20 protein-coding genes are annotated in these 21,355 nt (G+C 51.6%); 8 read left to right on the top strand and 12 right to left on the bottom strand.

Annotated features, from left to right (window positions below; all coding sequences use genetic code 11):
- Window positions 1-125: 125 nt before the first annotated feature.
- Window positions 126-1,778, bottom strand: a complete 1,653-nt coding sequence (locus tag HQ393_RS09695) for a methyl-accepting chemotaxis protein (RefSeq protein WP_179355013.1) — start codon at window positions 1,776-1,778, stop codon at window positions 126-128.
- Here HQ393_RS09695 and HQ393_RS09690 point away from each other — a divergent pair.
- The gene (locus HQ393_RS09690; RefSeq protein WP_179355012.1) at window positions 1,777-1,920 is read left to right on the top strand and encodes a hypothetical protein; all 144 of its coding nucleotides are present in this window, start codon (window positions 1,777-1,779) and stop codon (window positions 1,918-1,920) included. The genes HQ393_RS09695 and HQ393_RS09690 overlap by 2 nt on opposite strands.
- A gap of 123 nt (window positions 1,921-2,043) precedes the next feature.
- Here the strand turns inward: HQ393_RS09690 and HQ393_RS17915 are convergent, their stop codons facing one another.
- Together HQ393_RS17915 and HQ393_RS17910 are read right to left on the bottom strand one after the other, a co-directional pair.
- Entirely contained in the window at window positions 2,044-3,834 is a 1,791-nt protein-coding gene (locus tag HQ393_RS17915) for a glycoside hydrolase family 19 protein (RefSeq protein ID WP_281361461.1), read from the bottom strand.
- Between the two features lie 445 nt (window positions 3,835-4,279).
- Window positions 4,280-6,052 (bottom strand): glycoside hydrolase family 19 protein, encoded by a 1,773-nt coding sequence (locus tag HQ393_RS17910; protein ID WP_281361460.1) that lies wholly within the window; start codon window positions 6,050-6,052, stop codon window positions 4,280-4,282.
- Window positions 6,053-6,462: 410 nt separating this feature from the next.
- Here HQ393_RS17910 and HQ393_RS09670 point away from each other — a divergent pair, with 410 nt between their 5' ends.
- Complete coding sequence (locus HQ393_RS09670; RefSeq protein ID WP_179355011.1) at window positions 6,463-6,936, top strand: hypothetical protein; 474 nt, start codon at window positions 6,463-6,465, stop codon at window positions 6,934-6,936.
- Between the two features lie 261 nt (window positions 6,937-7,197).
- Here the strand turns inward: HQ393_RS09670 and aroA are convergent, their stop codons facing one another.
- The 6 genes from aroA to HQ393_RS09640 form a co-directional block, all read right to left on the bottom strand.
- Window positions 7,198-8,520, bottom strand: a complete 1,323-nt coding sequence (gene aroA, locus HQ393_RS09665; protein ID WP_179355010.1) for a 3-phosphoshikimate 1-carboxyvinyltransferase — start codon at window positions 8,518-8,520, stop codon at window positions 7,198-7,200.
- 2 nt (window positions 8,521-8,522) lie between these two features.
- On the bottom strand, window positions 8,523-9,536 hold the full coding sequence (gene waaF / locus HQ393_RS09660; RefSeq protein ID WP_179355009.1) for a lipopolysaccharide heptosyltransferase II: 1,014 nt from the start codon (window positions 9,534-9,536) through the stop codon (window positions 8,523-8,525).
- Between the two features lie 23 nt (window positions 9,537-9,559).
- Complete coding sequence (locus tag HQ393_RS09655; protein WP_179355008.1) at window positions 9,560-10,198, bottom strand: glutathione S-transferase family protein; 639 nt, start codon at window positions 10,196-10,198, stop codon at window positions 9,560-9,562.
- A gap of 90 nt (window positions 10,199-10,288) precedes the next feature.
- Complete coding sequence (locus tag HQ393_RS09650) at window positions 10,289-10,489, bottom strand: zinc-finger domain-containing protein (RefSeq protein WP_179355007.1); 201 nt, start codon at window positions 10,487-10,489, stop codon at window positions 10,289-10,291.
- Between the two features lie 100 nt (window positions 10,490-10,589).
- Window positions 10,590-11,510, bottom strand: coding sequence for a branched-chain amino acid transaminase (locus HQ393_RS09645; protein WP_179355006.1), 921 nt, complete (start codon window positions 11,508-11,510; stop codon window positions 10,590-10,592).
- Window positions 11,511-11,673: 163 nt separating this feature from the next.
- Entirely contained in the window at window positions 11,674-12,540 is an 867-nt protein-coding gene (locus tag HQ393_RS09640; RefSeq protein ID WP_179355005.1) for a LysR family transcriptional regulator, read from the bottom strand.
- A gap of 44 nt (window positions 12,541-12,584) precedes the next feature.
- Here HQ393_RS09640 and HQ393_RS09635 point away from each other — a divergent pair, with 44 nt between their 5' ends.
- The 5 genes from HQ393_RS09635 (at window position 12,585) to HQ393_RS09615 (ending at window position 16,260) form a co-directional block, all read left to right on the top strand.
- Window positions 12,585-12,962 (top strand): hypothetical protein, encoded by a 378-nt coding sequence (locus tag HQ393_RS09635; RefSeq protein WP_179355004.1) that lies wholly within the window; start codon window positions 12,585-12,587, stop codon window positions 12,960-12,962.
- A 19-nt stretch (window positions 12,963-12,981) separates the two neighbouring features.
- Entirely contained in the window at window positions 12,982-13,269 is a 288-nt protein-coding gene (locus HQ393_RS09630) for a hypothetical protein (protein WP_179355003.1), read from the top strand.
- 1 nt (window position 13,270) lies between these two features.
- Window positions 13,271-13,549 (top strand): hypothetical protein, encoded by a 279-nt coding sequence (locus HQ393_RS09625; protein WP_179355002.1) that lies wholly within the window; start codon window positions 13,271-13,273, stop codon window positions 13,547-13,549.
- Window positions 13,550-13,577: 28 nt separating this feature from the next.
- Window positions 13,578-14,456 carry a protease HtpX gene (gene htpX / locus HQ393_RS09620; RefSeq protein ID WP_179355001.1) on the top strand — a complete coding sequence of 293 codons (879 nt, stop codon included), beginning with the start codon at window positions 13,578-13,580 and terminating at the stop codon, window positions 14,454-14,456.
- 232 nt (window positions 14,457-14,688) lie between these two features.
- Entirely contained in the window at window positions 14,689-16,260 is a 1,572-nt protein-coding gene (locus HQ393_RS09615) for a methyl-accepting chemotaxis protein (protein WP_179355000.1), read from the top strand.
- Between the two features lie 59 nt (window positions 16,261-16,319).
- Here HQ393_RS09615 and HQ393_RS09610 read toward each other — a convergent pair whose 3' ends face one another.
- Window positions 16,320-17,489, bottom strand: a complete 1,170-nt coding sequence (locus HQ393_RS09610; protein ID WP_179354999.1) for a glycoside hydrolase family 18 protein — start codon at window positions 17,487-17,489, stop codon at window positions 16,320-16,322.
- A gap of 344 nt (window positions 17,490-17,833) precedes the next feature.
- The gene (locus HQ393_RS09605; protein ID WP_179354998.1) at window positions 17,834-18,730 is read right to left on the bottom strand and encodes a LysR family transcriptional regulator; all 897 of its coding nucleotides are present in this window, start codon (window positions 18,728-18,730) and stop codon (window positions 17,834-17,836) included.
- Between the two features lie 110 nt (window positions 18,731-18,840).
- Here HQ393_RS09605 and HQ393_RS09600 point away from each other — a divergent pair, with 110 nt between their 5' ends.
- A complete protein-coding gene (locus HQ393_RS09600; protein WP_179354997.1) occupies window positions 18,841-19,845 on the top strand; it encodes a YeiH family protein in 1,005 nt (334 codons plus the stop codon).
- 107 nt (window positions 19,846-19,952) lie between these two features.
- Here HQ393_RS09600 and rlmD read toward each other — a convergent pair whose 3' ends face one another.
- Window positions 19,953-21,263, bottom strand: coding sequence for a 23S rRNA (uracil(1939)-C(5))-methyltransferase RlmD (gene rlmD, locus HQ393_RS09595; protein ID WP_179354996.1), 1,311 nt, complete (start codon window positions 21,261-21,263; stop codon window positions 19,953-19,955).
- Between the last annotated feature and the right edge of the window lie 92 nt (window positions 21,264-21,355).

Genomic DNA, 21,355 nt, shown 5'->3' with positions numbered 1-21,355 from the left:
TTGAGATAGGCTTGCTCTTAGCGCTAGCGGGGTTGAGCAATGCAGCGCTGACCCAGATTGAGGTTTGAAATAAAAATGCCCTGCATAGGTCTGAGCTATGCAGGGCATTTTTGCTGTTGCGCGGTTTAAAGTTTGAAGCGGCCTATCATCTGGCGCAATTGATCGGCGAGTTGATTGAGGTTGCCGATTACTCCACGCGCGACTTGCAGTGATTGATTGCCCTCTTGCGCCATCGTGCTAATGCGTTCGGCCGATTGCGCCATGGTGGTGGTGGCGCTCGATTGCTCGTGCGTGGCTTCAGCAATATCTTGAATGCGCTGGACGACTTCGTGCATTTGCTGCTGGATGTGGCGGATTTGTTCAGCGGCGGCTTGAGCGCGGCTCACGCTGCTTGTGACTTGCTCGTGCGTGCTGTCCATATTCAGGCAAGCACGCTGCGATTGATTGCGCATCGCGTCGATTTTGCTGCTGATCTCGACGGTGGCGTGGCCAGAGCGTTCGGCGAGTTTGCGCACTTCATCGGCCACAATGGCAAAGCCGCGGCCTTGTTCACCCGCACGCGCAGCTTCAATCGCCGCATTGAGCGCCAATAGATTGGTTTGATCGGCGATTTCTTTAATCACAAGTACGATGCTGCTAATTTGCACCGATTGCTGCTCAAGCTCATTCATCGCCCCAGCCAGTTGCGTGACCTGAGTGGCGATTTCGTTCACTTCATTGGCGGCGGTAATCACCGCCTGCGCCGCCGCTTGCGACATATTGCCAGTGTTGGTGACGACGCGTTCGGCTTCTTGGCTGCTTTGCGCAATATGATTAATGCTGACGGTGATTTCTTCGATGGTCGCCGCGGTATCCGTTGCCATTTCGCTTTGTTCATGTGCATCTTGGCTGAGCTGATGCGTCATCTGATCAATGCTTTGTACGCCATTGGTGAGCTTGACGGTTTCATCGCGCACGGTCAGGAACATCTGACGCAGCTGTCCCATAAAGGCATTCACATGCAGGGCGATTTGGCCAATTTCATCTTGCGAAGTGACGGGCAATTGAATGGTTAGATCGCCATGACCCGTTGTCAGCGATTCCATCATATCGCGCAGACGGCGCAGCGGCATGGCAATGGCTTTGCCTAGTACTAGCGAAATAATGGCGGCGATAATCAGCATCGCCAGCCCAGTAAGCCCTGCGCTGAGCATGGCGGAGTTGATGTCGTGCTTCACCTGATTGGCATCGACATCGACCCCGACGACATAAGTGATGCCTTTATCCGATTTCATTGGTACCAATATACTGCGTAAAAAGCCGTATTCTGGACTCACGTTTTCGCTAAATTGGGTTTGGCCAGTTTGGGTGGCCACAATCGTGGCAGGGTCGGTTTCGGGTACATCGCTGGGTTTAAGATAAAAGTCGATTTTCGGATCTTGCAACTGCTCGGGCGACAGGGAGGCCGTGGTGTAAAACACCTTCTGATCGCGAACGACAAAGCTGTATAAATATTTTACGCCCAATGCGTTTGCGACAGTCGTGAGGTGCTCTGCCTCTTTGCGTTTGGCCGTTAGATCGACGCTCTCGCGTGGCGGGAGTTGATCGTGATAAGCCGTGCCGATAATAAACGCGTAGCTTTGCGCCGCAATTTTGAGTTTTGCATCAACTTGAGCCAAAGCATCGTTCTTCGCTTCAATAATCGCCTGCGTGGTAAACACGCCCACGGTGAGGGCCGAAACCAGTAGAAAAGCGAGCTGCAATTTCAGCCGGATATTGAGTTTGCTAAGGAGTCGCATGCTGATTCCTGTGGGATATTTCAAACATTATAAAAATAGCCTGAACCAAACAACAGCTTTTTCTAATTTAACGTGTGATGCTCTTTGGCGTAATGAGGAAAAATTCAGCAAATTGAATGATGTTCTATCCGCTCATCCGTAATTTTGCCGAGCTGCCCATCATTTACAGCATAGTTCAAATAAAACAATGACTTGGCTGAAGTGCAATAAAAAACGCCACATGGATACCCGTGTGGCGTATATCTTGCAATATCAATCTGAATAATTATTTCAGAGTAATACCCCAGTTGGTTTCAACGCATTTGCTGTATTGACCATCAATCAGCGCATTGTATGGCGTCTGGTAGCTCACAAGCTGACACTTGTTGTCGCCGCCCACTTTCCAGTCTTTTTCCCAATAGATGTTAAATGCGGCAGAAGAACCACCATCAAATCGGCCCATGCCAGCGCATTTCATCGATTCTTTGCTGATATCCCAGCCCAGATCTTTGGCAAACTGAGTGTAGTAATCAATGCGGTTTTGTGCGGCAGCCTTGGTTGGGCTGTCTTGGCATTCAGCATTGATAATCTGGATGGTCGTTGGGAAATCGTTACCCAATTGACGCGATTTATCAAAGTCGTTCGGTACCCAAGTGCCATCGATCACGTGCAACATCGATGGTTTTGGCGGTTGTGGATAGATAAAGAAGAACACGGCAGAGGCCAGATTCAACCAAGTATCCGCCACCAACTCTGGGTTATTCAACAGTTTGAATTGATCACCGTCGAACATCGCTTGGCTAAATGGACCGTAGTTGTAGTTGTAAGACAACTGTTTCGCGCCACGACCAAAGTACTTCTTGAAGTTGCCGCCAGCATCTTTACCGCAAGTCCACGTTTTGTTGAAGACTGGATCAGTACATTCGGTGTTGTAGCCGCAAACGCCTGGAGTGGTTTCATCGCAGCCCATTTCACGCACGTGGACCAGCGCTTGACGCCATTCTTCGATGCCATATTGCGTTACGCTATGGCCACCGGTTTCTTGGGCAAAGTGTGCAAACATCGCAGACAACGAACGACGGCAGATCTCGTCGGTATTGCGGCCATCGGTGTAGGTGTCACAGAAGCCTGGGAATTTGGCCACCGCTTGCAAGAAGCCGGTGTAAGTGTAGGAAGTGTTACGTTTTGGGAAGTAATACTCGAATTTCTGCGCTGGTAACAGTGCTTCAACCCGTTTCACATTGGCAGGATTGGTCGCTTTGCCTGGTGCGACAGCTTCGACTTCGGCATTACTCAAGGTGCGAACTGAGGCTTTTACTTTGCGGAAAATATCACTGTTAGTCAGTGTGGCTGCGTAGGCTTCGGCTTCAGCTTTGCTCGGAACACCAGTGCCCGTGCTGCCGCCAGAGCCGCCGGGCGCTGGCGTCGCTAAACCAGATGCATCGCAAGAGCCAGCGGCGGTCCAGCCTGCGTCTTTGCCTGGCTCAACGCCGGCATTTTCATACCACTTGGCTGAGTAATTCACACCGTTGTAACTCACATTGCTGCCACCTGGGTAAGCCGTGGAGCTATTCCACAGGGCATTACATTTTGGCAAACCAGTGCCAGAACCTGGCGTTGCAGTGGGGGCCGCTGTTGGGGCTACGGTTGGAACAGCCGTTGGAGCTACTGTCGGAGCAACGGTTGGTGCCGTCGTCGGCGCGGTGCTGGGTTTCGGGGTCGCTGTAGGCGCCGCAGTCACAACTGGGCTAGCCGTTGGCGCGGTTGTTGGTTTTGGCGTTGCCGTTGGAGCGATGGTCACTACGGGTGTTGCCGTTGGCGCGACAGTGGGTGCGGCTGTCGGGGCGAGGGTTGGCGCTGGTGTTACACCTGATCCGCTCAGCAAAGTCCACGGGCCCCATTGGCTGGCGCCCGGCGCTTCGCCCGTGGTCCACCATTTTGCTTGGTAGCTTTGACCTTGGTAGGTGACGGTCGTGCCGGCTACATAAACCGCGCTGCTGCTCCATTCGGCCGCCCAAACACTGGCGCTGAGCGTCATTGCTGCCAGTAATGCGGCGATTTTCCTGCTTTTTGTCATAATCTCTCTCCAATCCCGAGGCTGAAACCGGTGTAGTGTTCGCAGTACCGCGGCCTCGTTACAGCGACCTGCGATTATGTTTTGTCATGCGAGCATCGGTCTGTGCCGATTATTTGTGAGCTTACAAGCTCACCTTACGGGCAATCCTATCACTTGTAGTGGTATTGTCAATGACTACAAGTTAAATACCACATTGTTTTGAAAAGATTATTTTTCAATTACGTAACCTTTCTATTGCCGTGTAATCTGCTGACCAACTGCATTGTTTTTGTCTGTGTACTTCGATTTTATTAAATTGGAATGAGTAAGGTATGCGAATGGAATGTGGTGGGTTTATTTCAGATTTTGAGGTGGACAATAAAAAAGGCTCGCATAATGCGAGCCTTTTTTGCTGGGCTGGTTCGATACATGGGTGATGTATCGAACTAGATGCCTTGCTATGTAATTATTTTAGAGTAATACCCCAGTTTGCTTCTACACATTTGCTGTATTGGCCATCGATCAGGGCATTGTATGGCGTCTGGTAGCTCACAAGTTGACACTTGTTATCGCCGCCCACTTTCCAGTCTTTTTCCCAGTAAATGTTGAATGCGGCTGATGAACCACCGTCAAAGCGACCCATGCCGGCACATTTCAGAGACTCTTTACTGGTATCCCAGCCCAAGTCTTTGGCGAACTCGGCGTAGTAGTTCAGACGGTTTTGTGCGGCAGCTTTAGTTGGGCTGTCTTGGCATTCGGCATTGATAATTTGAATCGTAGTTGGGAAGTCGTTACCCAATTGACGCGATTTATCAAAGTCGTTTGGAACCCAAGTGCCATCCACAACGTGCAGCATTGATGGTTTTGGTGGTTGTGGGTAAACAAAGAAGAATACGGCTGAGGCCAAATTCAACCAGCTTTCCGCTACGCGATCTGGATCATTCAACAATACAGTCTGGTCGCCATCAAACATGGCTTGGCTAAATGGACCGTAGTTGTAGTTGTATGACAATTGTTTCGCGCCACGACCATAGTATTTCTTAAAGCCGCCGGCTGCGTCTTTGCCGCAAGTCCAGACTTTATTAAATACGGGATCAGTACATTCAGTGTTGTAGCCACAACCGGTGCCAGTTTCAGAGCAACCCATTTCGCGGACATACACTAAAGCTTGGCGCCATTCTGGCACTGGGAATTCAACGGTGCTGTGACCGCCGGTTTCTTGGGCAAAGTGCGCAAACATCGCCGACAGTGAACGACGGCAAATTTCATCCGCGTTACGGCCATCCGTGTAGTCGCCACAGAAGGCTGGGAATTTAGCGACCGCTTGCAAGAAACGTGGGTAAGTGTAGCTAGGGTTCGCTACGGCGAAGTAGTAATCCCATTTCGCTTTCGACACGATGCCTTCAACGCGTTTCACGTTGCTCGGATTGGTCATCGAACCTGGGGTGACCGCTTCAACTTGTGCATTGGGCAAAGTACGAACTGAGGCTTTTACTTTGCGGAAAATATCGCTATTGGTCAGCGTTGCTGCATAGCTTTCTGCTTCCGCTTTAGTTGGCAAGCCACCGGTGCTACCACCTGTGCCGCCACCGGGTGTTGGTGTTGCTTGGCCGGCGTTGTTACATGCGCCAGCAGCAGCCCACTCGGCGGCTTTGCCTGGCTCAGAGCCGGCATTCGACCACCATTTAGCGGTGTAATTTACTGCGTTGTAGCTTACTTTCGCGCCGCCGGCATACGAGCTGCCAGCATTCCAAGCGGCTTCACATTTTGGCAAGCCAATGCCGCCAGCAGGCGTTGCTGTGGGTGTGGGTGCTGCGCTTGGAACCGCAGTAGGTGTTGCTGTCACGACTGGTTTTGGTGTTGGGCTCGCAGTGACAACGGGCGTTGCGGTCACGACGGGCTTGGCGGTTGGTGTGGCGGTGACGACAGGCGCTACAGTGGGTTTGGCGCTAGGAACGGCAGTTGGAGCTACCGTTGGTGTGGCTGTTGGCGCTGTCGTTGGTTTTGCCGTAACAACCGGTGCAGGTGTTGCACCACTTGCAACTAAGGCCCATGGACCCCATTGGGTGGCGCCAGGTACTTCACCAGTGGTCCACCATTTGGCTTTATAAGTTTGACCTTGATACGTTACGGTTTGATCTTTGGTATATACCGTTTTTGCATCCCAGTCAGCAGCCCATACACCTGCGCTCAAACACAGCGCAGCGATCAGGGTCGAGAGTTGAAATTTCTTATTCATAATAAGTCCCGCTCCATCTGAGGATTTTGGCCTTTCCTAATCGGAGAGCAGCATCTTCCTCATCCATGCTGCAGGCGCTTTTATGGTTGACCGCTGCTGACCGTCATGGGGCAAAGTGGTCGTACTGATTCTTTGAATTGGTATCAAAGAATATTTGCAATCGTACCAGTGATCTAGGTCGAGTCAATCCTTTCAACCTAGGGAAAACACGTATTTTGTGCTTGGTAGGCGATGAATGGTGAAGGAGTTCACGCCAATGTTTATGATGCTGACATGAGGCTTTTATGGCGCTGTTTTTGTTGAAGATTTTAAGTAATTGCTAATGTACGAATTAACACAATAACCGCCGTTGACCCTCGGTATAATGGCACGCGTCGTCGATGAAGCGATATTGATAAGGTTGGTGTGGTATGCAAATGCAATGGAAAAAATGGGTACTGGTGGCTTGTGGTCTGGCTTTGACATTGGGAAAGGTCTGGGCTGAAGATGCGCCATTGCCTTTTGATAGCCCAGATGCCGCGCCACCCATCGCCAAAAAAGCGCCTAGTGCCAAACCCGCCCCTGTTGTCGTAGCCAGCCCGCAAGTCAAATCATCGGGCAAACAGGCTAAAGCGCCAAGCGCACAGCGCAGCAAGAGCAAAAAAACCGCTCAGGCTAAAACCAGCAAATCAAGCAAAAAGGTTACAAGTAATCAGGCCAGCCCTAAGTCCAGCGCAAAGGCTAGTACCAAAGCTAGTACCAAAGCTAGTACCAAGACCAGCACTAAGACACCGAGCAACAAAAAGCCGGCGGTGAGCTCGCCCAGCAATAAGAAAACGACAAGTGCCAAAGCGGGCAGCAAAAACACCAAAGCCACGCCGACGAAGAAAAGCAGTAAAAAATAAGCGTTAAAAAAAAGCCCTCATTCGAGGGCTTTTTAATTGGCAGTTAAAGATGCACTAACTATTAATGTATCGATTCAATGTATCGCCATGCTGCACCCCAAAGTCGCTAAATCGGCAGCCCGAGATGTCTTGCACTTTGCATTTACGTAATGAGCAACTTTACGCCGCAAGTGGGGTGACTCATACAGCGAACTTTAATTTGATCTGCTTGGGGGTATTGCCCTGAAATCCTTTCTGATTATAGATTTCAGGGCGATACGGTTAGAGGGTAATGCGCGCTAATTCTTCAAAGTAAGTCGGGAAGGTTTTGGCCGTGCATTTCGGATCATTAATCCGTACTGGCACGCCGCCCAGCGCGACCAATGAGAAGCACATGGCCATGCGGTGATCGTCGTACGTGTCGATTTCGGCATTTGGCGTGAGGCTTTCTGGTGCAATGACTGAAATCCAATCCTGACCTTCTTCCACCGTCGCGCCGACTTTGCGCAATTCAGTCGCCATAGCCGACAGGCGATCGGTTTCTTTCACGCGCCAGCTTTCGATATTGCGGATCGTTGTTTTGCCTTTGGCAAAGAGCGCAGCAATCGCAATCGTCATCGCCGCGTCGGGGATGTGGTTTAGATCAACGTCAATCGCTTTGAGTTGGCCATCGGCAGGGGGCGCAGCTTCAATCCAGTTTGGGCCCCAAGTAATTTGCGCACCCATTTGTTCCAGTGTTTCAGCAAAGCGTTTATCGCCTTGGATCGATTCACTACCGACGCCCGTTACACGCACTGCATCGCCCCCGCCAATTGCACCGGCGGCAAGGAAGTAAGACGCGCTGGATGCATCGCCTTCAACAAAGATCTCGCCCGGCGATTGGTACACTTGGCCAGCAGGAATAAAGAACTCGTTCCAGCTCTTTTTCTCAACTTTCAGGCCAAATTTAGCCATCAGATTGAGCGTGATTTCGATATAGGGTTTCGAAATCAATTCGCCCACGACTTCGACCGTCATATCGCGATTGGTCAGCGGTAATGACATCAACAGGCCAGTCAAAAACTGGCTAGAGACATTGCCTTTCACTTGGACGCGATCTGCTGCCGCAGCGCCCGGTTTGATCAGGCTTGGTTTAATTTGAAGGGGTGGGAAGCCTTCATTACCGAGGTAATCAATCTGGCTGCCCGCTTGACGCAGCGCATCGACCAAATCGCCAATCGGGCGTTCGTGCATACGGGCTACGCCGTGCAGATGATAGCTGCCGTTCGACAAAGCCAGCGCCGCAGTCAGTGGGCGGAATGCCGTACCCGCATTGCCAAGAAATAGATCGGCATTTTTATTTGGGAAGTTCCCTGCGCAACCATGCACGATGAAATCGCGTGAATCAGCGCCATTTTCATCGAGGAGTTGTTCGACCTTTACGCCCAGCGCGTCGAGCGCTTCGAGCATGCGCTGGGTATCGTCCGATGCCAACAGGCCGCGCACGGTGGTTTGGCCTGCGCACAAGGCTGCGAGCAGCAAGGTGCGGTTGGAAATACTTTTTGAGCCGGGCAGGGCAACGGTGCCGGCCACTTTGGCGATCGGAGCGAGGTCGATGTGTTCCATGCTTAATATTCCTTGTTTAATTCTTTTAGCGCCTTCATCACACGATCAGGCGTCAGTTTATTGAGGCAGTCCATATGGCCCAGCGGGCACACGCGCTCGAAGCACGGGCTGCATTCCAGATCCAGCGTCACAATCTTGGCCTTTAAGGTTAGCGGTGGCGTAAAGCCTGGCGAGCTAGAGCCAAACACCGCAACCAGCGGGCGGCCCAGTGCGGCAGCCACATGCATCAAGCCAGAGTCATTGCAAACGGCAACGTGCGCCAGTGATAGCAAATCAATCGCTTCGGCCAGGCTGGTTTTGCCCGCCAGATTGATCACATGCGGTGCAAGTTGGACGATTTCATCGCAAATTTCGCTGTCTTTACCTGAGCCAAACAACCAAACTTGCGCACCATCGGCGATCAATTGCGTGGCCAGCGCTGCGGCGTGCACCGCAGGCCAGCGTTTGGCCGGGCCATATTCGGCGCCGGGGCAAATCGCGATAATGGGCTTGTCGGTCGTCAGCCCCAATTTGCGTAGCGCAGCATCACGATCGCTGGCATTGATGGTGAGTTCTGGATTGGGGATCGGCGTTGTACGTGGCGCGTCTTTTTCATCGGCCAGTACGTAAAAGCGCTGGACCATTTTCGGCAACTTAATCGGGTCTAGCGTACGAATATCATTGAGCAAGCCGTAGCGCATTTCACCCACCCAGCCGGTGCGGGTCGGAATGCCTGCCAGCATCGGCACGAGCGCTGATTTGATTGAATTGGGCAGTACAATCACTTGATCGTAGCCCCGTGCTTTCAATTCGCGCGCCAGCTTCCAGCGTTCGCGCAATTTCAGCTCGCCATGGCCAAAAGGCGCGTCGATCGCTTCGCCAATTTCGGCCATCCGTGCGTGCAAAGGCCGCGTCCATGCCGGCGCGAGGACATCAATCTGGGCTTGCGGGTGGCGTTGCTTCAACCGCGCATACATCGGCTGCGCCATAATCGCATCACCAACCCAGGCAGGGGCGACAATCAATATTTTTTTCATTTTACTCAGTGAGTTGACCATCGTTACACCCAAGGTTCGGTAAGGCCTTCACTCTTGAGGGCGCGTTGAACCGCTGGGCGAGCCAGCAAGCGTTGCAAGTAAGGGGCGAGCTGCGGCAAGTCTCGGGCTGGGCGATTTAAGTTGCGCGTCCAGCGGCATAGCATACCTAAATACGCGTCAACGAGTGTGTATTGCTCACCGATAAACCAGCTTCTACCGTCGGCCAATTGGGCGCCCAGCAAATCCAGCATTTCACCAATCCGTTCTTCAGCTTTCACTCTCACTTGTTCGAGTGCGGCTTGATCAGTCGTCCAGCGCTCGGGGTAAAAGTAAGTTAGCAGTTCGGTTTGCAGCGTATTAGTTAAATACATCAACCATTGCAGCGTATGCGCACGTTGCGGTGTGCCGATGGCGGGAAGCAAATTGGCTTCCGGATGCTGCTCGGCTAGATACAGGCAAATCGCCGCAGCTTCAAAGATGACCAAATCGCCATCGACCAAGACTGGAATACGACCACTGGGGTTGAGCCTGAGGTAATTCGCCGATTTGTGAGCCTGCTGTGTGCGATCTACCAACTCCAATTTAAACGGAGCGCCAATTTCTTCCAGTAGCATATGCGGTGCCAGACTGGCATTGTTGGGATAGTAATAGAGCTGATACATCTGCGATGGCCCTTGGATTGGCGCGCATTTTTCAAATGGGAAAAGCGGCGATCACTTGCGTGAGCGCCGCTTTCGCTGTCTGGCGGTGGCTTAGTGACCTTTAATCACTTCGCCTTCTTTCAACTTGTAGTGCGTACCGCAGTATGGGCATTGCGCTTTGCCGGTTTTCGCGATGTCGAGGAAAACGCGTGGGTGCGAATTCCATTTCAACATATTCGGCATTGGACAGTGCAATGGCACGTCGTGGGCGGTCACTTCGATTTCTTTTTGCGTGTTTTCGATCAGGCTCATAGTGTCCTCTTTTGATTCTCGTAGGGTGGGTTAGCCGCAGGCGTAACCCACCAGTTATCAGTCACGGTGGGTTACGCTGCGCTAACCCACCCTACGGTTTTTATACCAACGTCAGCCAATCTTCGTGTTTCGGATCGAGCCCCTTCACGCAGTCGAAGTAACGTTTTTGCAAACGCTCGGTCACCGGGCCACGGGTACCCGCACCGATTGGGCGGTTGTCCAACTCGCGAATTGGCGTCACTTCAGCGGCGGTACCAGTGAAGAATGCTTCGTCGGCAGTGTAAATTTCGTCGCGCGTGATGCGTTTTTGTACGACTTTAAAGCCTTCTTCTTCGGCCAAAGTCAGTACCGTATTACGCGTAATGCCGTCCAAGCAAGATGCAACGTCTGGCGTGTAGATCACGCCTTTTTTCACGATAAACAGGTTCTCGCCCGCGCCTTCAGACGCATAGCCGTCGGTGTCGAGCAACAGCGCTTCATCGTAACCATCGGCAGCTGCTTCTTGGTGTGCCATGATCGAGTTGATGTAGTAGCCGCTGGCTTTGGCACGCACCATCGATACATTTACGTGGTGACGCGTGAAGCTCGAAGTTTTAACGCGGATGCCTTTGGTCAGGCCATCTTCGCCCAGATACGCGCCCCATGGCCATGCGGCCACGATGGTGTGGATGGTGTTGTTGGTCGCGGCGATGCCGAGTTTTTCGCTGCCGATGAACGACAATGGACGCAGGTAGCAAGACTTCAGTTTGTTTTCACGAACCACGGTTTTTTGCGCTTCATTGAGTTCTTCTGCGCTGTAGCCAATGTTCATTTGGAAAATTTTGGCTGAATTGAGCAGACGTTCGGTGTGATCTTGCAGGCGGAAGATCGCAGTGCCTTTTGGCGTTTCGTAGGCACGAACACCTTCAAACACGCCCATGCCGTAATGCAAGGAATGCGTGAGGACGTGGGTCGTCGCATCGCGCCAATCCACCAGTTTGCCGTCGTACCAAATAACGCCGTCGCGATCCGCCATTGACATGCTGCTCTCCTGCCTGTTGCTGTATTCGGGAAAACGGCGATTGTAACCGAAAAATGGCGACTAGACGCTAGGCGAGACTCAGAATTGTTGAGCAAGCATCTGGCTTAGAAAGCCTAGTGAAATCAAGGCGCGAGCCGCGCCACGCCACGATTGAGTTTGATGCTTAGGTATCGAGCAATTGTGCTATCGCTGGGTGCAGGATTTTTTTCGGGCTAAAGATGGCGTGATATTGCGCGACTACGCCCGATAAATGCCCGAGTGAAATTAAATCATTGCTGGGTATCGGCTTGGAAGAGATGACTGGGCTGGGGTAGAAGCCAATACCCGTCTTAGCAAAGGTATGCATCAAAGCGCTGTCGGAAAATTCGCCAACAATATCGGGTTGAATCTGATGCTCGGCAAACCAAACATCCAGTTGCAATCTTAACGCCGTATTGCGCGTCGGTAGCAGCAGCGGCGCGCCGTTCAGATTGTTGGGGAATTCATCCTGATATTGCGCCACCAGATCGCGCGTACCCAGCAGCATAATCGGCGCATATACCAAGGCATGGCTTTGCAAACGCAGTGATTCGGCATTGGCCACGGTGCGATCGGCCAGTACCAAATCGAGTTGATGTAGGGCGAGCTTGGCACACAGTTCATCCAAGCCGCCATCAACGCATACCAACTTGACTGTCGATTGGCACAAGGGCATCAAGAGCTGCTGCGCAATTGATTTTGGGATCGCATCGACAATGCCGATATTGAGCCGCGAGCGCACATTACTGCCGCGCTCCATCACTTGCTGCAACTCTTCACCGAGCAGAAAAATCCGATCGGCATAATTGAGCATGGTACGACCCGCTTCGGTTAATTCGAGCTTGCGACCTACTTGGCTAAACAGTGTTTGACCGATTTCTTGCTCCAGCAAGCCGACTTGCCCGCTGATCGTTTGCGCCGTCATCCCCAGCTTGCGCGCCGCAGCGCTAATGCCACCTTCTTTGGCGACGACCCAAAAATAGTGCAGATGTTTATAGTTCAGCGCTTGCATGATGATCTTTCGGAAAAACCTGATGATTGCTCAATGTAAGCCTGATGTTGGCGCTTGTAAAGTCGGATTATGATAAAGACATTCAAAAGAACGTGAGAGATAAACAAATGGGCTTGCTACTGTTTGCCGGTATTTTTTTGTTATTTTCTTTGTATGTCGATCAAGCCAACCGTGCGCGATTTCTGATCGCCCAGCACTTTCCAGACTTTTTCATGGTCGATGGCAAGCGTCCGGTTGAAACCTTTGCGCCGCAGTTGAACGTGATTAAAAACATCAGCGACGTGGTCGAGTTTCGCGATTGCAATTTCGCCGCCGAGCGTATCCCAGCGCAATTGCAACTGCATCTGAACAAAATGCAGTGGTTGAAATGGCTGGCGATTGCCGACTTTTTAGCCCTGTGGGTTTATGCATTTGCGTTTTGATGGTCGTTAGGAGCTTGCAATGTTTTTAACTATTTTGGCGGGTTTTATCGTGGTGCCCGCGATGGCCTATGTGATTTGGTATGTGGCGGGCTACAACCCAGGTGCGCAAAAACACTGGGAAATTTTACCCACGCAGGTAGAGTATCGCGCCAAACACCCTCAATGTTGCCACGGTGCAGATTTGACTTGCTGCCATTGCGGCTCGGATCAGATGCTCGATCTCGGTCTGTTGGGCTATTCGGATTGGCGCAGGCAAATCATATGCCGTGCTTGTAAAAATCGTTTATGGCGAGAGATGGATCAATAATATGTGGGCCGAAATTGCAGGTATTTTGGGTATCAGTTTGATTCCCGTATTTTATTATTTTGTGGTTTACAATCCGTGGGCACAAAACCATTGGCATAGTTTGCGTACTCAAGCAGACTATATTGCGCAATATCCTGAATTGATTCTGGGTAAAAAAGTCGCTTGCTATCAATGTGGCGGAACTGAACGCCTCGATTTGGGTCTATTAAAGCCAACAGACTATCGTCGCCGTATCGTGTGTGCCCGTTGTAAAAGCACCTTATGGCGCGAATCTATATAACAAGATGAATTAACCAAGGAGTGCAGCTGTGAAACGGACGATTTTATTAATTGCGACCAATATCGCCATCATGGTGGTGCTGGGTATTTTTGTCAGCGTGTTGGGGCTCAATCGCTTTATGAGCGCCAACGGGCTTAATTTGCCGATGTTGCTCGGCTTTGCCGCCGTGATGGGTTTTGGCGGTGCATTTATTTCGCTGGCCATGTCAAAAACCATGGCGAAATGGAGTACGGGCGCGCAGGTGATTGCGCAACCCCGCAATCAGGATGAGCAATGGTTGTTTGATACCGTGGCTCGCCTTGCGCAACGCGCACAAATTGCGATGCCCGAGGTGGCGATTTACGAAGGCGAACCCAATGCCTTTGCTACTGGCCCAAGCAAAAATAATTCGCTGGTAGCGGTATCGACTGGCCTGCTGTATAGCATGACGCATCGTGAAATCGAAGCGGTATTGGCACACGAAGTCGCGCACGTTAAAAACGGCGATATGGTGACGTTGACGCTGATTCAGGGTGTGGTAAATACCTTTGTATTTTTCCTCGCTCGCGTGGTTGGCTATCTGGTCGATTCATTCCTGAAACGCGACAATGAAGAATCATCAGGCCCCGGCATGGGTTACTACATCACGGTCATCGTCTGTGACATTGTGTTTGGTATTTTAGCCAGCGTGATCGTGATGTATTTCTCTCGTCAACGAGAGTTCCGCGCTGATGCGGGTGCTGCGCAATTAATGGGCGATACCGCGCCGATGGTTGATGCATTGCGCCGTCTGGGTGGTATGCAACCGAACGCTTTGCCAAGCAATATGGCGGCATCGGGGATTAGTGATAAAGCAGGTTGGTCATCCCTGTTTAGCTCGCACCCTGCGATGGAAGATCGTATTGCTGCGCTGCAAAATTTGCGTTAATTCTTCAGCCGCTCAACTCGGCTCGTGATCAAATGGGTATTGCTGGAAAAGCAATACCCATTTTTTATGGGTATATCTTTCAATAACTTATTTTGTAATGATTTTGGGTTGATACCTATTGGGGGTACATTGGGGGAGCTACGCTAGTCAGGGCAAGATTAGCAAGTCATGAAGTTGTCATAATTGATGTCTAAAGTGATTTGCTTCTTTCGCCAATTTAGGTAGCTTTCGCATGAAAATTGCCGCCCAGCTCAAACTGGGCAGCTTACTCACTGGCCTTGCCTTGGGCATCGCGGTGGTGTTGGCTGCAATCAATTTAAACCAACTCAAAAAAGACTTTGATCAATATAGTGATGCGCGGCATACGGCGGTTGAGCTGGTGCGGATCAAGGTCAATATGCTGACTTTATCGCGACTAGATGTCATGCAGCCCGATATCGTGGCGCAGCTCGATCGCTATGAGCAAACCGTGCTGCAATCGAGCAATACGCTTAAATTACCCAGCCCGAAACAAGAGCAATTCAAACAATTATTGAGTCAGCGCTGGCAAAATTATCTCCAGCAATTTCGCAGCGCCGCCAAGATCGCCGAAACGTCGCCAGAAGACGCGTTGTCGATTCCAGAGCAAATTTATCGCAATGATTTATCGCCATTATTAGGCGATCTGGATCAATTGATTCAAGCGGAAGATCAGCGCGCCAGTGAAGCGGAGCAGGTCTTTGCGCATCGGGTCAATATGACTTTGTGGTGGGTACTGATTCCCATCGTACTGGCGGGCATACTGATTATTGCGTGTTCGCAATTATTTGCGCGTCGGCTGCAAAATAGCCTGCAGCAGATGGGGGTGATTGCGCAGGGGCTGCAAGCGGGTGATTTAACGATGCGTATGCCCGAGGGGCGGGATGAATTGGGCGAATTGGGCTGCGCGATGAATCAATTCTTGCTCAAGTTAATGCAAGTGCTCTCACAGGCAAAAACAGCAGCGCAACACACACGTAAAGACGCAGTGCATATTACTGATCTGGCCAATCAAGCGGCGCGCAATATGGTTGAGCAATCTGCGCGGGTAGGCGAGATTAGTCACGCCACGCATGAAATGACCGACACCGTGCATTATGTCGGCGAGCTGGCGCAAGCGGCATCGATTGCGGCAAGTCAGGCCAAAGCGGCCACCCGCGAGGCCGATCAAGCCGGCTCTACCACGGTGATCAATTTGCAGGCTTTATCAGTGCATTTTACGTCGGTTGAAAATGCGATGAATGAGCTGGGCTCATCATTTGGCAAGATTGTCTCGGTCAGCGGCACAATTAAAGACATTGCCGAGCAGACTAATCTATTGGCGCTCAATGCCGCCATTGAAGCGGCGCGTGCCGGAGAGCATGGTCGTGGCTTTGCCGTGGTTGCCGATGAAGTACGTAAACTCGCGCAAAGTACCAGCGATTCGACCCGTACCATTGCGGCGATTTTGGAAGGTACTCGCCAATCGACCGAGCAAACGGGGAAAGCGGTGCAGGCCGCAGGCCAATATTTATCGGCGTGTAATCGAGATGGCGAAATTGTGGCCGAGGCCTTAAATCGCATTCATGGCATCAGCGAAATGGTGTCGGAGAAAATGAACGCGATTGCCACGACGGTTGAAGAGCAAAGTCGCTCGGCCAGCTCGATTAATCAGCAACTCAGCGATATTGCGCAAGGGCTGAATCAAACTTCGCAGGGCAGTAACAGCATCACCAACGATATGCGCCAACTGCAGGATGTGGCCAATCAGCTCGATCGCAGTATGGCGAGCTTGAAAACCGCCTAAAGACGCTTGCAGCCCCAGCCGAATCAAGCTGTGCTGATTCGGCTGGTCGCTGGGCTGCGCTATTTTGCTTTCAGTGATTTGCTCAGGCTATTGAGCAAGGTAAAGTTGGCATCGTCTTGGGTGATTTCCCAGATCATCACGCCGCCGAGTTTTTTCTCTTTCACGTATTTGACCTTTTCGGCGAGCGAAATGGGGTCATCAAAGGTAATTAATTCTTTCTTGCTGGCGTTATACAAATAGGGCGTATTGCCAGACTCCTGATTGCGATACGCTTTCCAGCCGGCGGCTTTGGCGTATTTGGCTTGGAACTCTGCCCAGGTGGCCACGCCCGGTTCGGCTTCGTCTTTCATGCCTGGGCCATTCATGCTTTGCGCCAGACCATCGCCTTTGGGGCCCGCTTCGACATTGCCAAGGCCACGGACATAAAACGGTACACCCAGCACCAATTGGGCTGGTTTGGCACCTAGGCCGATAAAGTAATCAATCGCTTTGCTGCTCGATAGCACCACGCCATCAGGGTCGTTCGGTACGCTGTGCAAGCTCGCTTGCAGTGTCGCCGATTTGCTCCAGCCGCCCGAACGATCATAAGCCATTAAATTGACCCAATTGAGCAGCGGTAGGGCATTTTTCAAGTCATAGCCTTGCATCACCCAGCCGCCATTATTGGCAGGGATCGCGGCGGTGAGCATATAGGTTTTTTTATCGGCCTTACCCGCTTCATCGAGCGCTTTGCGCATTTCGCGCAATAAGCTCACCCAGTTTTGAAAATCTGCTGCCGACGCATCTGCAGCAAAGTCGCCGCCCGTTACCGGATGCTCCCAATCCAGATCCAAACCGGTGCAGCCAAAATCGCGCATGATGCCAACTGCTGATTTGGCCAACTTGCTGCGGCCAGCCTCGCTTTGTGCCGTTTTAGCTATATTGCGCGAGAGTGACCAGCCTCCGACCGCCCACATGCAATTGAAGTTCGGATTCGCTTGGCGTGCAGTGGCAAAGTAGGGTTTCCAAAGCTCAGCGCCGGCTTTGGTGGCGCTGGATAATACGGCTTCACCGTTTGGATTGACTTCGATAAACGACAAAATGGCGTAGTCGAGCTTGCCAAGCTGCTTACCCGCTTGTGCAACGAGTGCGGCCTCTTTCCAGGTCGGTAGATAGGAAATCAGCTTTTCGCCAGCTTGTGCCTGCAAGGCAAGGGCGAGGGCGGCTACGCTCAGCGCGGTGTAGTTCATCGATGTACTCCTCTTTGCCCTCTCGGGGCGGATTTATGTAATTGGAATGATGGAGTATAGGGTGGACGCGGCTGGGCGAGAATAGCCGAATCAGGCGTGAGATTTGTCTAAACACAGCATGGTATGGCTAGAGCGTCGCGATAATTGCTAGGAATGAATTCGTGTTGTGGTGGGGGTATGCCACTGTATTCTTTATTTGAAAATGATTCTAGATATATACATGTCGTGGTATTGTGGGCTGCGCATTGCTGAGCAACAAAGACGCAACTATTTTGTGTATGAGGCAGAAGTGATACCTGTCACAGTGAGCGAATTAGCCGCCACAACAGGCCTCAATGGCAATGTCAGGTAACAACTTCGTCGTTCATGCGACTATGGCATGCTGCACGTAATCGTTCCGCCCCAGCAGTAAGGCGTTTTTCTGCGTGCCAAACAATGTAAAACCGCCTATCCATGGCTATCTCGGGCAGTGGAATCATCGCGAATTCACCGCGCTGCAATTCGCGGGCAATGGCACGTTTTGAGCCACAAGAGATACCGAGTCCAAGTCGCACTGCTTCGCGCACGGCTTCGCCGCTGCCCAGCTCCAGCAGCAAATTCATCCCACCCAAATGCGGCAAAAGCATCGCTTCCAACATCTGCCGCACGCCCGAACCCGACTCGCGCATAATCCACGGCGCGGCGGCTAATTCGTTCAGCGTCGGCTGTTGCGTCACCATGGGATGATCTGCGCGGGCAAACACCGTCATTTCATCGCTCAGCCAGCGCTCGCTGACCAGCTGATGATGGGTTAGTGGCGCTTCGATCAAGCCAATATCCGCACGACTATCAAGTAGCTGCTCAATGACCAATTGTGAGTTGCCAATCGCGACTTCATAGCGATCTTCTGGCCGAGTATGCATCAGCTCACCAAGTAAACCGGGCAGGATAAAGTTGCCAATGGTCAGGCTGGCGGCAATGCGCAAGCGGCTGGGCGCGCCATCGGCGTAATTGTGTTCGAGTTCCACAGCCTGTTCGAGCAATTGCTCGGCGCGCGGCAATAAATAGCGCCCATGTTCATTGAGCATAATGCGCCGCCCAATACGATCAAACAGCGTCACACCCAAACGGCGCTCTAGCTCGGCCAGTGCCCCGCTGGCTGCTGATTGCGATAGCCCGAGCAACTGGGCTGCGGCGGTGACACCGCCCGTACGATTGATGGCGCAAAAGACTTCCAATTCACGCAGTGTCATTTTGAGCATGGCGCTTCCTAATCGGTTTTTCCGATGGCTTTAGCGGAATTATCCGTTATTCAAGATGAATGTGCCAGCCATAAACTAGGCCCATCGAAATAGTTACGCGGATAAACAATATGAACTCCTCCTCTCTTAACAGGCTAATCCCCGGTCTGATCTTGGTGGGCGGTATTACCGCTGTAGCTCAATTTATTGGCGATCAATTGCCCTTGATGGGCGGCGCCGTCGCCGGCATTTTGCTGGGCTTGCTGATCCGTAGCCGCTTTTCAGTGTCAGAGCGCCAACTGCCCGGCGTGCAGTTTGCCGGCAAGCAATTGTTGCAATGGTCGATTGTGGGTTTGGGCTTGGCCTTGCCGATTAGTGCGGTGCTCGATACGGGGCTGAAGTCACTCTCAGTCACTTTGGTGACCTTATCGATTGCCTTTGTCAGCGCCTTTGCCTTTGGTAAATTGCTCAAGATTCCGACCAAACTTTGTGTCTTGATTGGCGGCGGGACCGCGATCTGTGGTGGCTCGGCGATTGCCGCGATGACGCCCGTGATTAAGCCCGATGATCATGAAACGGCTTTTTCGCTCTCGACCATTTTCCTCTTTAATATTGTTGCCGTGCTGCTGTTTCCCCCATTGGGGCAATGGCTAGGCATGTCGGATACGGGGTTTGGCCTGTGGGCAGGGACTGCGATTAACGACACCTCATCGGTTGTTGCTGCAGCCTATTCATGGAGTAAAGAAGCTGGCGATCACGCCACAATCGTTAAGCTAAGCCGTGCCATGCTAATTATCCCCGTGACGCTGATTCTGAGTTTTGTGTTTATGAAGCGCAATGCAGCGACTCAAGATGGGCAAGTGCAACGCGCCAGTATTCGCCATGCCGTGCCTTGGTTTATCGTCTGGTTTGTGGCTGCTTCCTTGTTCAATGGCTATTTGCCTGAAATCTTAACCAGTACGGCGCATAGCCTGTCTACGGTGATGATTACAGCGGCACTGACTGCAATTGGCCTTTCGACAGATCTGGGCAAAATGAAACACACCGGATGGCGGCCAGTGGCCTTAGGTTTGATCGTGTGGATCATGGTGGCAGGCTCGAGCTTGGTGATGCAGCACTTGGGTGGGCATTGGTAAGTAATATTTAATCTCAAATAATAAAAGCGGCCACTAGGCCGCTTTTATTATTTGCTGCAAATGCAAAACAGCCCGTATCAGCAGGCTGTTGGGTTGACTTAGGATGCTTATTCTTTTTCAAACCACGCAATGCTTTCCACATGGGCAGTATGTGGGAACATATTAATAATCCCGGCGGTTTTGAGCGTATACCCCTTCTCATTGACCAGAATATCAGCATCGCGCGCCAAGGTTGATGGGCTACAGGACACGTACACAATCCGTTTTGGCCCTTTTTCTGGCGAAATCGCCTGACATAAAGACATCGCGCCATCGCGTGGCGGATCGATCAGCATTTTGTCGAAATAACCAAGTTTCTCCAGCCATTCTTCGTTCATATCAAACAGGTTGGCGACTGTGAAGTCGGTGAGATGATCAAGACCATTGTGTTTGGCGCTTTGGAAGGCGCGCTCTACCAACTGCTGGCTGCCTTCCATGCCCAAGACTGTCGCACCACTGCGCGCGATCGGCAGCGTGAAATTACCCAAACCACAGAACATATCGGCGATTTTTTCACCTGGCTGCGGATCAAGCATTTTGACCGCCCGCTCGACCATCACGCGGTTAATGCCGTGATTGACCTGTGTAAATTCAGTCGGCTTAAACGGCATTTCGATATTGAATTCGGGCATCGTGTAAGTCAGCGCCGGTGCATCGAGTGGATAAAGCGGGTAGGCGGTATCCGGGCCTTTCGGTTGCAACCAGATTTGTACTTTCCACTCATCGGCATACGCTTTGAATAGCTCAAAATCGGCGTCGTTGATCGCTTCCATATTGCGGAAAACCAATACCGTGATATTGGCTCCGACCGCCAGCTCGATTTGTGGCATCCGATCGAAAATCGACAAGCCTTTTACCAATTCGCGCAGCGCAGGCAATTGCGCTGAAACATGCGGCACCAGCACATGACATTCACTCATGTCGGCGACAAAACTACTGCGTTTTTCGTGGAAACCAACCAACACTGTGCCTTTCTTCACAACGTTTTTGACCGATAATCGGCCACGATGACGGTATCCCCACGCTGGGCCATAAATCGCAGGCAAAATTGCTTGCGGTGTCACATGACCGATGCGTTGCAGATTATCTTCGAGTACGCGTTGCTTAGCGGCAACTTGCGCACCGAACTCCATATGTTGTAATGAACAGCCACCACAGACGCCATAATGCGGACATTTTGGTTTTACCCGCATAAAGCTGTCATTATGTATACTGATTGCTTGCGCGTTCTCAAAGGTAGGCTTTTTGCGAAAGCTACTGTAGCTCACCGTCTCAAATGGCAACGCCCCATCGATAAAAATAGTTTTACCGTCTTCGGTGTGCGCAATGCCATGACCTTCATGGCTGAGAGATTCAATCTTGGCTGTAGGGTTGTTCATCTTGAGTCGATTTATTGGCAAATAGGGCTCAATTATAACTGAGCTTGTTCTGCCTTGCCGCGCTAGTGGTTGGTCATACTTTGAAATTAGGT

This window comes from Chitinibacter bivalviorum, assembly GCF_013403565.1.
GTDB classification, from domain to species: Bacteria; Pseudomonadota; Gammaproteobacteria; order Burkholderiales; family Chitinibacteraceae; genus Chitinibacter; species Chitinibacter bivalviorum.
Note: the sequence above shows the minus strand (reverse complement) of the source record. Positions and strands in the feature narration are given on the sequence as shown.